General features: G+C 63.0%; 13 protein-coding genes. 6 read left to right on the forward strand and 7 right to left on the reverse strand.

What is annotated here, in order from left to right; genetic code table 11:
- Nucleotides 1-38 precede the first annotated feature (38 nt).
- The 4 genes from QZY48_RS32270 to QZY48_RS32285 form a co-directional block, all read right to left on the reverse strand.
- Nucleotides 39-665, reverse strand: coding sequence for a GNAT family N-acyltransferase (locus tag QZY48_RS32270; protein WP_295438466.1), 627 nt, complete (start codon nt 663-665; stop codon nt 39-41).
- Between the two features lie 144 nt (nt 666-809).
- Entirely contained in the window at nt 810-1100 is a 291-nt protein-coding gene (locus QZY48_RS32275; protein WP_295438469.1) for a hypothetical protein, read from the reverse strand.
- 2 nt (nt 1101-1102) lie between these two features.
- Entirely contained in the window at nt 1103-1894 is a 792-nt protein-coding gene (locus tag QZY48_RS32280; protein ID WP_295438472.1) for a ThiF family adenylyltransferase, read from the reverse strand.
- Nucleotides 1895-2006: 112 nt separating this feature from the next.
- Complete coding sequence (locus tag QZY48_RS32285; protein ID WP_295438474.1) at nt 2007-2792, reverse strand: GAF domain-containing protein; 786 nt, start codon at nt 2790-2792, stop codon at nt 2007-2009.
- Between the two features lie 594 nt (nt 2793-3386).
- On the opposite strand from QZY48_RS32285, the gene QZY48_RS32290 reads away from it, so the two are divergent.
- The 6 genes from QZY48_RS32290 to QZY48_RS32315 all read left to right on the forward strand — a co-directional run bounded on the left by QZY48_RS32290 (nt 3387) and on the right by QZY48_RS32315 (nt 9253).
- Complete coding sequence (locus QZY48_RS32290) at nt 3387-3833, forward strand: cyclic nucleotide-binding domain-containing protein (RefSeq protein WP_295438476.1); 447 nt, start codon at nt 3387-3389, stop codon at nt 3831-3833.
- A 209-nt stretch (nt 3834-4042) separates the two neighbouring features.
- Nucleotides 4043-4804, forward strand: coding sequence for a PEP-CTERM/exosortase system-associated acyltransferase (locus QZY48_RS32295; RefSeq protein ID WP_295438478.1), 762 nt, complete (start codon nt 4043-4045; stop codon nt 4802-4804).
- 140 nt (nt 4805-4944) lie between these two features.
- Nucleotides 4945-5904 carry a hypothetical protein gene (locus QZY48_RS32300; protein WP_295438482.1) on the forward strand — a complete coding sequence of 320 codons (960 nt, stop codon included), beginning with the start codon at nt 4945-4947 and terminating at the stop codon, nt 5902-5904.
- Between the two features lie 10 nt (nt 5905-5914).
- On the forward strand, nt 5915-6958 hold the full coding sequence (locus QZY48_RS32305; protein ID WP_295438485.1) for a methyltransferase: 1044 nt from the start codon (nt 5915-5917) through the stop codon (nt 6956-6958).
- 167 nt (nt 6959-7125) lie between these two features.
- Nucleotides 7126-8007, forward strand: coding sequence for a ThiF family adenylyltransferase (locus QZY48_RS32310; RefSeq protein WP_295438488.1), 882 nt, complete (start codon nt 7126-7128; stop codon nt 8005-8007).
- A gap of 256 nt (nt 8008-8263) precedes the next feature.
- Complete coding sequence (locus QZY48_RS32315) at nt 8264-9253, forward strand: PEP-CTERM sorting domain-containing protein (RefSeq protein ID WP_295438490.1); 990 nt, start codon at nt 8264-8266, stop codon at nt 9251-9253.
- Nucleotides 9254-9451: 198 nt separating this feature from the next.
- Here the strand turns inward: QZY48_RS32315 and prsT are convergent, their stop codons facing one another.
- From prsT to QZY48_RS32330, 3 genes are all read right to left on the reverse strand, one after another.
- Nucleotides 9452-12250 (reverse strand): XrtA/PEP-CTERM system TPR-repeat protein PrsT, encoded by a 2799-nt coding sequence (gene prsT, locus QZY48_RS32320; protein WP_295438494.1) that lies wholly within the window; start codon nt 12248-12250, stop codon nt 9452-9454.
- 764 nt (nt 12251-13014) lie between these two features.
- Entirely contained in the window at nt 13015-13866 is an 852-nt protein-coding gene (locus QZY48_RS32325; RefSeq protein ID WP_295438496.1) for a PEP-CTERM/exosortase system-associated acyltransferase, read from the reverse strand.
- A gap of 327 nt (nt 13867-14193) precedes the next feature.
- Nucleotides 14194-15264 carry a 3-deoxy-7-phosphoheptulonate synthase gene (locus QZY48_RS32330; protein WP_295438500.1) on the reverse strand — a complete coding sequence of 357 codons (1071 nt, stop codon included), beginning with the start codon at nt 15262-15264 and terminating at the stop codon, nt 14194-14196.
- Nucleotides 15265-16081 lie beyond the last annotated feature (817 nt).

Consider the following 16081-nt stretch of genomic DNA (forward strand, 5'->3'; position numbering starts at 1 on the left):
AAAGAGTTTTTCAGCGCCCAAAATTACTACCCTAGTTTTCAGCAGCCGATTGTGCTGAGAGTTCTTCTTGGCCGACAGAAATTTGAGTCAAGATGATTGCTATGGTAGCGCATCGAATGAGTGTTCGCCGGGAATTGCTGGTGATACATGCTCTTGAACAGCCCGGAAACGATCTCGGGACCCGCGTCATCCGGGCTCAAGCCCAGTCCGGCCGCCACGCTTTGGCCCTCGCTGACGGTCTCCGGGCGCGGCGGGCCGCCGTAGGCGGTATCGTCGGTGCGTTGCCGGAAGAACTTGGAGACCGCCAGCCGTGAGATCTCGGCGTAGTCGCGCAGGGCGGGATGCCCGGGTTCCTGGATAAAGGAAAATTCCCGGTTGAAGTCGCAGTGGGTTTGCAGCGGGAATCCCTGGTGCGAGGGCAGGACCAGGCGCGCCGTGCCGGCCGCCGTGTAGCGGAAGCGATGGCGGCCGATGAAATGCACCGAGGTCTCGTCATAGGCATCACTTTCGATGTGCGCCGGGTATTGAGTGGGGTCGAGAAAGCCGCGCTCCTCGCAATAGACCTGGTAGCGCAGCGCAAAGGCGGTGTCGAGCAGATCGTAACCATCTCGCCAAGGAGCCGACCGCCGCCGGATCGAGACCGGCGGCGCGCACCAGTTCGGCATAGTGGGGGGAGCGCAGCGCTGCCTGGAAGGCACCGAGCACGGCCTGCTCCGGATCGAAGCGGGGGAGGTCGGGGTCGGTCATGGTCGGGTCTCGCTCAAGCGGTGGCCAGGATTCATTCCAGGTTGCCGGAAAACATGCCCTGTTTAACCGTGTCGGTCAAGGGGGAGGCCGTTTACTACCTCGACGAAATCCGCCATCCGGTGGGTCTGACCCTCGTAGGGCATCGGGAAGTCAGTGCCGAAGAGCCACTTGTGGGCACCGACGCGCTCGACGATCTTGGGCGTCACCAACTCGCGCAATTCGTAGGGATAGGCCGCCATGTCGAGGTCGGCGAAGGCGGGGATCTGCTTTAAGTAGTCGATGAAGTCGGGCCCGGTTTTCGCGAGCACGCTCGGGAGGTCGATCAGGTGCACATGGGCGTTGATGATGGCCATGATCAGCCCTCCTGGGCGGGCAGACGGTGATTGATCGGGTCATAGGGCGAGAAGGCGGGGGCGAGGCTCAGGGTGCCGAGCCGCAGCAGGACCTTCACCGTCTCCACCGCCATCCGCACCGCCGCGAACCAGACCAGGGGGGCGAAGGAGGGGATGAATCCGGCCCGGATGCGTTCCTGGGCGGCGGGTGAATAATAGTCGGCCACGCCCTCGATCTTGGTCAAGGACGCCAACATGCACTGCGTTAAGGCCGTTCGGGTCTCGGCGGAGAGGATGCCCAGGGGCTGGGGGAGCGGCGGGAAGCCGTAGCATTCCTCCAGCGTTGGCGTGTCCGCGGTGAAGACGCGGGCGTTACAGAAGGGGATGGCCCAGCCCTCGATCACGGGGATGCCGGCAGTGCGGGCGAAGCGACTGGCGATGATGCAGGGCACGGCGTCGTCCGCGGCCAGGACAATCGCGTCCGATCCGGCGAGCAGGGCTGCTGCGTTGTCCTCGTTCACCGTCGCGGCGAGGACCGCCTCCAGCCCCGGGTTGATCCGGCGCAGAAACTCCAGCGTCACCTCGGTCTTCGGGCGTCCGACGGTGTCCTGGAAGGCGAAGACCTGGCGGTTGAGATTGGACCGGTCGAAGGTGTCGAAATCCACGAGCACCAGTTGCCCAACCCCGGAGCGCACCGAGACCTCGGCGATGACCCCGCCCAAGCCCCCCAGACCGATGACGGTGACCCGTGATCGTCGCAGGGTTTCCTGCTGCGGCGCGGTGATGACGCCGATGTTGCGCTCAAAGATGGTCATGGCGTGGCCCCTGCGGTGCGCTCACCGCGTTGGTCTTGCGTGTGGGTACTGCCGGCCGCTGCCGCGACCGCCAGGGGTCGGCCGCATCTTAACCCAGGCCGTGCGTCCTGGCTTAATCGGCTGTCCCCTGGGGCTCGGAACGGGAACGCTCCCGCTCCCTGCGCGTGCGGTGTTTAGAGATGTTTTCGTTCAGTTGTGCAAGGACCTCGGAGGCAACGGAAATGATATCGTTAGGGCCGAAGCCTGCTGCCGAGAGTTCGCGATAGAAGTTTTTTGCCACCATCTTGGTCAAGCGACCGGGGTCCGGGCTGATGGGGTGTACGCCGTTCCTGGTGATCGCCTCGCGTTGCCGCAGGATTTCAGCCATCTGCAGCAGGTGTGACTCCGCGAGCTTCTGCAACTGAAAAACATGGATGGCTTGGCCGACCACGAGCGAAAAAACCTCGAGTAGTTGGAGGTCGCGGGCGCTGAAGCTGATGCGATTCAAGGGCCCGCTGAGGTTGATGACGCCGATGACCTCGCTGGCGATCTGGATCGGCGCCGCCAGCAGGCAGGGACTTGCGTCAGGGTCCTGACGGGCGATTCCGGAGAATTCAGATCGGCGTATATCCTCGATCAGGAGTGGTTGCCTGGTTCTGAGCACATACCCGGCAATGCCCTGGTCCAGCGGCGCCGGGTGCTGGTAGGCCGCCGCCGGCAGGTCTCCCCAATGGGAGTAGACCCGCAGGCTTGGGCCTGTCTCGTCGTTTCCCTCATCGACCAACATCACCGAACAGCGCTGTGCCTTCAAGGACCGTGCGGTCATCTGCGCCAAGTCGCGCAGCCCCTCCACCAGCGTCTGACGCTGGCAGAGCAAGGTGGAGGCATCCATGAGCGAGGAAACGAATCGCTTGGTCACTGCGAGGCTGACTCCGTCGGGGTATCCTTCGATGCGCGCTTGCGGGACGTGATCAGGATGCGTGGAGGTAATTCACCGCCGGGCCTGTCGGTGCGCTGCGCTTGGCGATAACGTCGTAACCTGTCCGGGGCATGGTTGAAATGTGCGGAAGCACCAAAAGGACGAAGTCGGCACCGTCCTGCATGTACAAAAGTACCATAGTCGGGTTGCTGGAAGTCACATCCAAGACCAGGCGCTCAGCGTCGCGAGGCGAACCTGGACACGAAACGAAGGGTTGCCGTGCATCTTGACGGTCGATCCGAACCGTTGGGAACCCCGCGCGTCAAAACGATTGATTCGACAGCGCCGTTGGAGATAGTCTAAGATCGTAGTGGAGGCGGGTCGGGAGCGGGCTGGTAGTCTGTCGTAGCTGCCCGTCGGCCTTGACACAACTTCGATCACTCATCCGTGCGGCCATCCGGCTGCGGCGAGGGTCGCCCGCGGGGTGCTTGGGTTGACGATCAAGGCGTTAAATTAAAAGACATTTTTTCCTTTCCAGCGCGGGTTCCCGGGGTCTTTTCGACCAGCACAGCACAATCGCAGCCGAGTGACATCATGTTCCTGAGCTTTCTTCAAAGCCTCCTGCGCAGTTCGAGACTCGGAGAAGGGGTTGCCTGGAATCGACTTAGCATCGCTGCCGGTGAATCCCTGGTGGTCGAGGGTGAGGTCGGTCGATCCTTGTTCGTCGTTGAAGGGGGCCGCTTTGCGGTGTTGGGTCGGGCTCAGTTGCAGGACCAGTCGACCGTCGAGGTCTGCCTCGCCGAACTGACCGCCGAGGACGTGTTCGGTGAGTCTTCGCTAATCGGTGACTACGCGAGCATTGCGACCGTACGTGCACTCGCCGCTGCCCGCGTCATCGAAATCAACGGGGCTATGCTGATGGTCTATCTGGACGATCATCCCGAACAGGGATACCTGTTCTTCAAGTACCTGCTTGCAGTGGAGCTTGAGCGCCTTGCGCGTTCCCACGCACGGACCATCCGGAGTGCGTCACTGCCGTAGATGGATTGAGTGTTGCGGACCCCGTGGGCCGGGGTCCAAGGTGAACTGAATGGCCATCTTCAGCGCATCCAGCGCGCACGACCTTCTCCGGGACCGGCATCACTATTTCCATACGGGGTGCCAGTATGGATTGAGATGGCATCGCTTGCGAAACCACTCTTAATTTTTGCGGTTAACGCTATCGGCCATCCCAATAGGGGTCTTGCTCAATGAATAGTGAAGGTGACAACCCACTCAAAGATTTCCGTAATTTTTTCTCGATTCGCCTTGCGACTGCGCTCTCTGATCGACAGGAAACGTTCAAGATACGTTACCATGTTTATTGTGAGGAATTCGGCTATGAGCCCGCCGCGCGCTTTTCTCAACGGATGGAGACCGACGACTTCGACGGTGTTGCGTCGCACTGCCTGATTACCCATACCAGATCCGGCCAGTCTGCGGGGTGCGTCCGCATCTGCCCCGCAACCGTCAATGAGGCGCCCCACCCGATGCCCTACGAGCAGAGCTGCGCCGCCAGTCTCGATCGCGCGGCCATGGCCGCAATGACAGCGGCTCGCCGCCAACTGTGCGAAGCCTCCCGCTTCGCCGTCGACGGTGCCTTCCGGCGCCGCTCCGGTGAGAGGCTGACCCGCTTCGGCGGAATCAACGCGCTGACTGTCGAGGTTGGCGAACGACGCACCTTTCCACTCATCTCGGTTGCGCTCATGTTGGCGGGCACCGCAATGGCCGAGCTACTGGGGCGCCCCTACATGTTCGCGGTGATGGAGCCGTTTCTCCCCCGCCTGCTCCAACGTTCCGGCATGACCTTCCGACGTATGGGCAGGGATCTGGATCATCACGGCATCCGTGCCGTCTACCTGACCGACACCCGCGACTTCGTCCGGAACCTGACGGGGGAGTTACAGGAGGTATATGCCTGGATTCACGATCGGTTGACGACTAAATGCGCGGCCCCCGAGGATCCATCATGAGTGAAACACAGCACCGCCCCGATCGCGCCGATCCCCGGGAAGCCCTGCCAACCTGGGTCTCCTACCTGGTCGCCGCCGGATCGAGCGCCCCTTCAGCGGATAACGGACAACCCTGGAACTTCTCTTGGGACGGGACTGCATTGACGCTCGCCCTCGATGCGGCGCGCGCTCAGGCGGGACTGGGCGCGGACCACCCGGCCGTCTTGCTCGCCATGGGCGCCTGCCTGGAGAATCTGGTCCAGGCGGCGACTCGCGCAGGCCTTCCCCCCGCGCAGATGCAGTTCCCGGGGGGCGACCACGACGCCTTTTTGAGGATTTCGGCCGCTGGCGGGGAGTCAGTGCCAGACGCGGCCGACACCTCGTACTTCACCGCTCGGCATACCAGTCGGGTCCCGTTTTCCCGCGATCCGCTCCCTTCCACCTTGCTGGACGAACTGCAGGAGTCCCGGGAAGGCAAGGCCCAGGTGAGGGTATTCAGCGCACCCGCGCAGATCGCTTGCATCGCCGGCTTGATCGAGGCCGCATCCCAAGCGAGATTCCAGAATGCCGAGATCCATCGCTGGCTGGTCGCAAGCTTGCGTCTGTCGGAGTCGCAGGCCGCGCAGGGGGACGGGTTAGACGTTGCGACCTTGGGGCTTCCCCCTGGCGGCAGGTTACTGATGCGACTGATCGCCGACTGGCGCAGGATGTCGGTCTTGAACAAGCTGGGCGCCTATAAGCTGCTGGCGAAGGTTGAAGCCCTCTCCGTCGCCCACTGCGGTGCGGTGCTGGCGGTGATGGCGCCGACCTGGGGCACGCCCGACATGCTGTCTGCCGGCCGGCTCCTGGAGCGGATCTGGCTGTTGCTGAATCACCAGGGGATTGCGGTGCACCCCTATTTCGTTCTTTCGGATCAACTGTATCGCCGCGACACGGGCAGGCTGCCGCCGGCCCATGTCGCGCCGGTCAACGCGCTGGCGGGCTCCAGCCGAACGGTGTTCCGTGACGGCGATCTTCAGCCGGCCGTACTCCTGAGAGTCGGGCGTACCGCCGCCCAGGTGCCGCGATCCAGGCGGCTGCCGATAGCGCAGGTCTTTGCTTCTAGCGTTCTGTGTAAATGAGGTGCGGATAATGAGCAACAAGACGGTCTTCGATCTCGAGCGGCTTGCGCTGATTGCCCAAGGTCACAGTGCCTTCCAACTCCTGTGGGCGGGCGCGGAGCTGAAGCTGTATGACACGCTCTGCGGTTCTCCCGGGCTGTCGCCTGGCGCAATCGGTGAGGCGCTGGGTCTTGCCGAGTATCCCTGTCGGGTGTTGCTGGTCGGACTGACGGCACTAGGCGTCGTGGAGAAACGCGGCGACGCCTACTTCAATGCGGACTTGACGGAGCGGCTCCTGGTCTCCGGGCAGCCGGAGTCCTTCACGCCGGTGCTGGGGTGGCAGGCCCATATCGTCTATCCCGGTTTGCAGGACTTTCTGGAATCGCTGCGGGCCGGGACCAACCTTGGTCTCGCGCGCTTTCCAGGGGAGGGCACAACACTTTATCAGCGGCTGGTGGCCCACCCGGCGTTGGAGCAGGTCTTTCAGGATGCGATGAGTGCCCTGTCGAACCAGGCGAACCGGCACCTGCTTGCCGGCTACGATTTCAGCCGTTTTTCTCACCTGGTGGACGCCGGCGGGGGCGATGGGACCAATGCCATCGCCATCGCCCGGCATTACCCGGATCTCAAGGTGACCATCTTTGAATCGCCCTCCGTGTGCGAGATCGCGGCTCGCAACGTCGCGGCCGCCGGTCTGGCGGACCGGGTGTTCACGCATCCGGGCGACTTCTGGACCGACCCCTTCCCGTGCGGAATCGATGCCATCCTGTTCTGTCACATGTTCACCATCTGGTCGATGGAGCGCAACCTGCAACTGCTCCGGATCTGTGCGGCGGCGGTGGAACCCGGTGGTAGTGTGTTACTGTTCAACATGATGGGCGACGATGACCGGTCCGGCCCCCTGAGCACCGCGCTCGGCTCTCCCTATTTTCTGGCGATTGCGACCGGGGAGGGGGAACTCCACAGTTGGTCCGACTATGAGCAGGCGATGCATCAGGCGGGCTTCGCCGAGGTCAAGCGCGTGACCGGTTTGCCCTTGAACCACGGCATCATCGTCGGGACCCGCCGCGCTTAGCGAGGCTGCGGCTGCGACTAACCAGACCTCGCCTCTGGCGCCGGCGTCCAGCCCTACACCAGGCGGCGAGTAATCAGACAGGGTCAACCGGAACAACAGGATTCGTCAGGCCCGAAGAAAACCTGATAAGCCTTCAAATCCGATCGATTACAACAGCAGGATACGCGATGCAAGCGCCAGAGATCCAGAGCCCGGTCGCCTTCGACTACGATACCGCCTTTTTCAGAAACAAGGGGTTTCTGTCTCCCCAGGAGCAGACCAGGCTGCGCGAGGCGCGGGTCGCCGTCGCCGGGTTGGGCGGCACCGGCGGTGCCCAGGTCCATGCCCTGGCGCGCCTGGGGATCGGCAAGTTCTCGCTGGCCGACCCCGATACCTTTGAGCTGATCAACTTCAATCGGCAGATCGGGGCCACCATGAGCACCATCGGCCGCTCCAAGGAGGAGGTCGCCGCGGAGATCGTGCTGGGGATCAATCCGGAGGCGGACATCCGTCGGTTGGGTGGCGGGGTTTCCCCGGAGACGATCGACGCCTTTCTCGACGGTGTCGACATCGTGGTGGATTCGCTGGACTTCTACTGTTTTCCCGAGCGTTTCCTGCTCTACGCGCGGGCCCGCGCCAAGGGCCTCTGGGTCCTCACCGCCCCGCCGCTGGGATTCGGCTTCACCCTGCTGGCGTTCGATCCCCAGGGGATGTCCTTCGAGGACTATTTCGGCTTCAAGGCCGGGATGCCGGAACGCGAACTGGTGGTGTCCTTGATCGCGGGGATCAGCCCGCGTCCCTACATGATGGAGTATCTGAACAAGGACGTGATCACCTTCGCGGGTCGGCAGTTGCCCTCGCTCGGTGCCGCGCCCTTCATCATCGCCGGGGTCATGTCGGCGGAGGTCGCGAACGTACTGTTGGGCAAGGCACCCAAGGTCGCGGTGCCGACGGTGGCGCAGTTCGACGCCTTGCTCCACCGGTATCGCCTGACACGCTACCGGTTCGGGATGCGGGGGCCCCTTCAACGGATCAAGAGGGCGCTCATCAGGCGCAGATTGCCGGTTTAGCGTTACCCGCTGCTCGACAGGCAAGCGGCGTCGGACACGCGTCACGGCGGCGACTGGAGTGTCAGAAAATTTAACACTTTTTCCCTGTCGACGCCTCAGTGGTCACTGTGTTTTCCCTGTCCATGCGAGAATAACTATCTAGATCATGGTGTTAAGTGTTGAGCGAAAACTTTGGCCCGAAATGTGCTTATATCCTGATCAAGCGGCGAACAGTCGTCGTCTGAGCAGACGTTTCATGACCTCCAGGAGAAATACGATGAAGACAAAGCTAAAGATTGCGTTCGCCGCAGTTGCCTTGGCATTGGCCGGACCGACGCTGGCCGGTATCACTTGGGCGCCTCCCGGCTCCTCGACGGTGTTTGAGGACGACAACCTCGATGGTGTGTACACGGTAAATAAGCCCACTAGCGATCCAGCCACTTGGACGCTCGTTGCCAAGGACATCTCTGGCCGCCCGACAGGAATCAACCCCGGCGACGTACTGGTAGCGGTGTTCGAGTTGCCGACCTCCGCGGGAATTCCGATCCTACCAGACGAGTTGACCGGTATTTCAGTCATTGAGGCCGTCGGACCCATTCCTGGCGGCAGCCCGCTCGGCATCACGTTTCAACCCTTTCAGGGCGGCCTGAATAACGCCATCTCGAGTCTTCTGGGCAGCGCCTTCACCATCGGTGCGACCGGCGTCACCGGCGCTGGTGCGATGATTGCCATGTACCTCGATCCCACCCCGGATCTGAACATCAGCGCCGGCCTCATCGCGACTAGCGGGTTGAGTTGCACCACCATGGCGCAGTGTCTCGGCCAGGCGACCGATGGCGCCCTGTGGGAGGTCGACGGCTTTGGCGGTGATCCCGACGTCTATTGGGAGGCAATCCTTACAAGTGGTCTGTATGCAGACCTGAACGAGGTCTTGGACGCTCCCGTAACGACGACAATCGGTGACTTCAACGGGGGTCTCGATATCATGGTAAACAACACGGGGCAAACCCTTAAGGAGAACGCCTACGCGTCCAAGGAGAGCGTCAGTCCCACCGGTTTCGTTGACATGCTCGTCTCCGGCCCCCTCAAGGGCGGCGGTGCGAGCCCCAGTGGTCTCAGGCAAAACTATGCGGGCCTGGTGGCGGACGGCATTGTCGCTACGTCCGACATCGATCTGGAGAAGACGGTGCCCGTACCGGCGACACTGGCGCTCTTGGGTGCTGGTCTGCTGGGCCTGCGTCGGAGCGCGCGTCGTCGGCCGGCGTGAGCCCGTAGCCTCTAATCTGGGCCCTCTGGTCGATATTGCCGGCGTGCCCCGCTGAATCGACCGCCTTGCCAATGAAAGACGCCCCTGAACCGGGGGGCGTCTTTTTTTTTCACCTGGGGATGGGGGCAGGTACCCCGGGGCTTGAGACTAAGGAGCCACGGGTGGCGGCCCCGCCATGGACCGCTAAGCCGTCACCGGCTAACGCAATTTCTCGATCACTTGTCGCCGCAGGCGCTCAAGCTCCGGGTCAAGCGGCACCTCTCCGAGCTTGCCTAATTCTTGGTGCGCCTGGGTTGTTCGACCCGCGATCGCCAAGGCGTGCACGTAGTGGAGCCGAGTCTCCGGGCCTATCTTCTTACCGCGAGTCGCCTGTTCCAACAGCTTCAGCCCCTCGGCGTTCTCGCCCTGCTGGACCAGGATCCACCCGAGCGTGTCGGCGTAGGCGGCCTTCTTGGGGTCGAGCGAATGGACCTTCCGCGCCGTCGCCAGGGCGCGGGGATCGCCGGCGCGCTGATAGAGTACTGCGAGATTGTTGAGGGCTGATTGGTCATCAGGCGCATGGGTCAACAGGTCCTCGTATTGCTTGATGGCGTCGCCCTCGCGTTGTCGCCGCAGATAGCTCTCGGCCAGATAGGATCGGGCGATCAGGTCGGCCGGATTTTTCGCAAGCCAGGCGAGCAGTTGGTCATCCGCATGCTGCGCATCCGTCGATTTCAGTGACGAGCGGTGCTGCTCGACCGCGGCGAGGCTGCTCCTGGCCTTGGCGATTGCTGGCTTGTAGCTGTCGGCGGGGCCGGTGGCGCCCGAAATAGTCACCCGCACGCGATTGGCGACAGGCGCGCCGCTGGCGGAAAGGTTTACGCCGAGGGCCTTGAGTTTCTGGGCGATCCGTTTGACTTCCCCGGCATTGCCGTCGCGGTCCTCGATTTCATGCAATGCCAGCAAGGCATCAGTGTCATCGGGTTTGAGTTCGAGCGCCTGGCGCAAGGCGACGCGGGCGCCGTTTTTGTTGCCAAGCGCCGCTTCCGCACGTCCCAGCTTAGTATAGGCGGCGGCCGACTTCGGGGCGATCACCGCGAGTTTCTTATAACTGGCGCTCGCGTTTTGGGGCTGTTTGGCCAGCATCTGGATGTCACCGAGCAGTTCCCAGGCGTCCGCGCTGGTTGGTCTACCCGCGACGGCGGCCTGTGCAACAGACAGGGCGGGATCCATATCCGCCTTGCCCGCATAGTACTTTGCGAGCAGTATCCGCGGGACCAAGGCCGCCGGGCTAACCGCTGCCGCGCGTGTCAGCCAATCCTGATAGGCTGGCATGTCGCCTTCCCGTTCGGCGAGTTCTGCCAGCCCAACCATCGCGGGGATGCTGTTGGCGTCATGCTCCAGCACTGACGCGTAGCGACCCTTGGCGGCCTTGAGATCGTTCGCGGCTAGGTCCATCTGCGCCAGGCGCATCGCAGCGGAGACGAGGCTCGGCCGCAAGGCGAGGGCCTTTTCAAAGCTCTCGCGGGCCCTCAGGGTGTCACCCTTACCCTGGTACGCCAGACCCTTCAGATTATGGGTACCCGGGTTATCAGGTACCTTCTGTTCCAGGACTGTCAATGCCTTCAGCGCCTTATCGAACTGCTTGTGCTTCAGGTAGCGGTAGGCAAGGACGAGATCCGCCCGCTGGTCCTTGGGGTCGAGTGCGGAGGCGGCCTCGAGATCCTTGATCCCTTCGGCCTCGTCCCCGGCGGCCAGGCGAGTCTCTCCGACCCGTGTGCGAATCGCCGCGTTATCGGGGGCCTGCTTTTCTGCCTGTTCAAAGAGTGGTAGGGCTGCGGCAGCGCCCTCGCCGCGCAACTGGGCCTCACCGGCGATGATCAACACCGCTGGGTCCGCCGTGCCCGCTTGGAGGCGAGGCGCCATCAGGTCCATGGCGCCCTTCGGGTCTTGGAGCCTCAGGTAGGTTGCCGCGAGCAACGTGCCGGCGGTCTGATCTTGCGGGGCCTGTCGCAGGTGGGCGCGCAAGGAATCGGCTGCCTCTTGATAGTTCCCCGCGCTGTGGCTCAGCAGCGCAGACAGCAGCCGGGCGGGCGCGAAGCCCGGATTGACCTCGAGTACCTGGCGCAGCGACTCCCTGGCCTTGTCCGGTTCTTGCGCCTCGTAGGATAAGAGCGCGTCGATAAAGGGCACCCCGAAATAACGCGGATCAACCCCTTTCATCAGGTCGCGATCCGCGGCGGCCTCAGACGGACGTTTGCTGAGGACCTGGATCTGGGCCCGATAGAACAGTGCGTCGAGCCTGCTCGGATCGATCTTCAATGCATTCGAATAGGCGTCCGCGGCCGGCTGCAGCTTGCCTTCGGACCAGTTGAGGTTGCCGAGCGCGATCCAGGTTCGCTGGTCGCCGGCATCCAGGCGCAATGCCTCGTCGAGCAGCGCCCGCGCCTCGTCGCGGTTGTTTGCCGCCAGGGCGCATTGTGCCAGACCGCGGTAGGTGGGGGCATAGCCCGAGTCCAGCCCCTTGGACTGCGTGTAGATTTCGCAGCCTTCCGCCCCCCGGCCCAGCATCAGCATGGCATCGCCTCGCAGCCGCAGAATCCGGGCCAGATCCGGACTCTGGGGATTGCCCAAGGCCTCCGGCGTGACCTTGTCGAGGAGCCGCTGGTAGTCTCCTTGAAGCAGCAGCGCCTCGCCCAGCGGAACCATGATGGCCCCCGCGTCGGCGCCCAGGTCCAGCGCCCGCGTCAACTCATGCTCGGCCTCCACCCCGTTCCCATTCTTGAGGTGGATTAGCGCCAGCTTGAGGCGAGCATCAAGACTCGCGGGCTCGCTCTGAACCGCGTTCTTGGTCTCAATGAGTGCGGCGGACCATGCCCCTTGTTTCTCCAGATTCGCGGCACGCTCGAGATACTGATCGGCTGTCTGGGCAGCCGCTTGGCTGCCGCCGCTCAGTAGCGCCAAAGACGTAACGAGGAGGGTCAGAGGAGTTCGGCGTAGCAGGGGTTTCTCAAGCATCGGTTACTCCATGGGATGGTGACCGCGGCCCTGGTCTGAACGCCAGGCCGCTGATATCGCGCGACCCATTATCGTCCACTGTGCTGCCGCGTGGGTCAAGTCATACTAGTCCCCGGGGGTCGCATCCAGATGCTCTTGCTCGGAATCCCGTCGCCGTTCGTTACCGTTGAGGAAGCCGCTGCGGCCGGCAATCATCAACTGGCCCGCCACGCCGGGCAGTTACGGGCGGGTGCTCGCGGGATGAGTGCCCCGAGCGTACGGGCGCGGTCCCTAGTGACGGGTCACCGACGGTTGGCCGCCCGGCCCCGAGGTCGGCGGGGCTATGGCATCACATTCGGCGTCGAACCGACGTTGGAGGATCGCACGACAGGCCGATGAGCAGCAGGGAAGCACCGCAAAGACCCCGCAGGCCCAGTGTTGAAGGCGATCCAATGGCCCCAGCGGGCCACCGCAGGCCGGACAGCGGCCCGCGTCCCGGGGCTGATAGTGACCGCAAAAGTGGGGCATCACCTCCCCGAACCGACCGTAACGGCGGTACAGGTGCCAGGGGAATCCCGGCGTCGGACAGCGGCATTGGCCGGGGCACGGGGTCCCGGTGCCCATGTCGCCCCATCCGTGACTGTCGTGAAGGCAGTTGCAGCAGGCCTCTCGCTCCATTGCTTTCTTCCTCCGCTCGATGCGCGCAAAAGATGCCCGCAGCATCGAACACGAGGGACCAAAATTCTGTGCACCGCGTCACACATTCGACCACCGCAGGTCGCAGTTCAGGCCGACAACGCGCTCGGGCTGATCGCGACCGGTGCCTGGTGAAAGGGGGCAGCAGCGACCGCGCTGTCGCTGTCGCCGCTGAAAATGTCGCTGTCGCCGCTGAAAAATTCCGAAGCGCTCAGATACGCCGGGCTGGTCGCGGCGATGGCCGCGAAGGAGGCCAAGGTCTCTCGCATTCCCAGGTCTGCTTGCTCGACATCATAGCGAAACGGAATCCGCGTCCCGCGGTGCTCGATCTCACGACCGACGCGGGTCAACGCAATCCCAAACCGGGTCAACACCCGGGACAAGGCCGCGGTGACAATGAAATAGCAGTAGCGGATATCGGGGCTCCACGCGAGACTCGCGCGCAACAGCCGCAGGAATACATCGTTATCGAATTGTCTGAACAGTGCGCCGTAGCCGTCACTCGCGGATTGCCCCGCGGGCTGATACCACCCGTATTGCTCGGCCTGGACCGTCTGACGGTAATCTTTGAGGATGCACAGGCGGGAGAATTCCACCGCGTGGGGCCGCCGCTCAGCGAGCCCGCGCAGCGGAGTGCCGACGAGTTCCTCACTCGGCAGCCTGGTGCGGGAGGCATCCACCAACCGCATGGCCCCGGCGCATTGCCGCTGCTGCCGATCCCAGACAATGAAATGCCGGGCGTAGGGGTCATACCGGTCATGCTCCGCCTGCATTGGAAAGGCGTCTGGATTTTCAAAGCCGGTGTCCTCGCAAAACACCTTGAACCGCACCTGATGATGGAGCCTGCGGGCCGCCGCCGTGTCCGCGAGAATGCAGACGAACCGGTCAAAGACGGGGAGTTGCTCACCACAGCGTGGCGACGCGAAAGTGATGGGTGTCATCATTTGAAACCTCGGTTCTTCTGATCGGGTGATATACGGCGTATTATGGTTCCACGCGAGCGCGATGGAATTGCAGAAAAATACGTTAGCTTCCGCGCGCAGTCGTCAGTGTCGTAAAACCGACGGTGACAAAATAGTCGCAAATGCCATGGGCCCCGTTACCCGCTAACCCGAGGGATATTATAGTTATAAATCAGTCACTTACGAAAACACAGACGCAGGTGACCAACCCTATGATGCCACATATATTCATATTTTTCAAGTGATTTTAGCCTACACCTAAACTTTTATATAGGGAAAGCTTGGTAACTTGTTAGGAAACAGTTCCTAGACCTTGGCGCGGTCGGCCAGGGGTTCGCGCAGGGCCGCCCGCGCCTGGCGAATCATCTGCTGGGTTGTTGGCCAGTCAACACACGCGTCGGTGATGGAGCAGCCATAGCGCAGTTGCGATATGTCGGCCGGTATCGGTTGATTTCCAGCCTCGATGAAACTCTCGATCATCACGCCGATGATCGAGCGGCTTCCGCCCCGAATCTGATTGACACAATCCTGCATGACCAACGGTTGGAGCTCCGGCCGTTTGGAGCTGTTGGCGTGGGAGCAGTCAATGACCAGGTTGGCCGGCAACTTGGCCTTGACCAGCGCCTGTTCCGCCATGGCGACACTGACGGTGTCGTAGTTGGGTCTGGTCCCGCCGCCGCGCAGCACCAGGTGCCCGTAGCGATTGCCGCGGGTGCGTACGATACTCGACTGACCCTGGGCATTGATGCCCAGAAAGCTATGGGGCCGGGACGCGGAGACAATTGCATTGATCGCATTGTCGATGCAGCCATCGGTGCCGTTCTTGAAGCCCACCGGGGTCGAGAGGCCGGAGGACATCTCCCGGTGGGTCTGTGATTCGGAGGTACGTGCGCCGATCGCGGTCCAGGAGATCAGGTCTCCGAGATACTGGGGGGTGATGGGGTCGAGCGCCTCGGTGGCGGCGGGTAATCCGAGTTCGGTCACGGCCAGTAAGAAGCGCCGCGCCCGCTCCATCCCCTCGGCGATGCGAAAGGTATCATTCAGGTCGGGATCGTTGATGAAACCCTTCCACCCGGTGGTCGTGCGGGGCTTTTCAAAGTATACCCGGATGACCAGGACCAGGGTGTCGGCCACCTCGTCGGCCAGGCCCTTCAGGCGCTGCGCATAGTCGAGACCGGCGACCGGGTCGTGGATGGAACAGGGGCCGACGATGACAAAAAGGCGCGGGTCGCGTCTGTCCAGGATGGCTTCCAGGGTGGCGCGGCCCGTCACGACGGTCGCCGCGGCCCGTTCGGTTATGGGCGCGGCACCCAGGATCTCGCGCGGGGACGGCATGGGGTCGAAGGCGATGACATTCAGGTTTTCAGTGTGTTGCATAGGTGACCACGGGATTTCAGGTGCGGCGGGACCGGTCGACTACAGGGTGACAGTTGGCGAACCGTTGCGGCGGTGTAGGCAGATGTCCCAAGAATGCCCGCGATGGCGACCGGACACGAACTGCTAATCTGTCCGAAGCGCTACAGCACACCAGCGTCCCAGAATATCACAACCGGTACATTTTAGCCGACGAACGGTACGAACTGCCGGTGACGGGCCGGATTGTTATCGCTCGGCATTCGCAGGCTGTTACGGGCGGGGCCACTCGGACTTATAGTCCGGCCTTGGCGCGCTCCAAGACTGAAGCCCTGGACTCCAGGCGCTTGGGCTGTGGCGCTTGACTTGACGGCAGTGACGCTCCGGCGGGGGTAGTGCGGGCGCTCCACACGCCGTCTGGTTACTGGCCGCGCAGCGCCCGCTCCTGTGCCCGCCCGCGCGCGCGGGAGCGATCAAGTAGCGCTGATCTTGACGGCACTGGGCGACTGCCCCGTCCGGCCAGGGTTCACGGCCGGCAACGAGGTCTTGGACCGCCACGCGACTGTGATTCCCTAACACCGCTCGCTTGACCGCGCGCCCCGATTCGGTAGAATGCGCGGCTCGCTGAGGGAAGCGGCGGTGTGGGAGGCGCGCGGCAGGGACGACGACGCGTTGCGGTGCAGGGAGGTGGGGCGGTCGCGTTGACACAGTTGTTGCCAGGTCATCCCAGCCCGGTATAATGGTCGGCTCGCTAGGGACCAGCGACGGTTTGCAGGGAGCAAGCCGGGAGGTGCTGAAGGAACGGCGGCGGGGCAGGGTGCTCCGGCGGGGTTGACAGGGT

This window comes from uncultured Thiodictyon sp. (genome assembly GCF_903828115.1).
Classification (GTDB): domain Bacteria; phylum Pseudomonadota; class Gammaproteobacteria; order Chromatiales; family Chromatiaceae; genus Thiodictyon.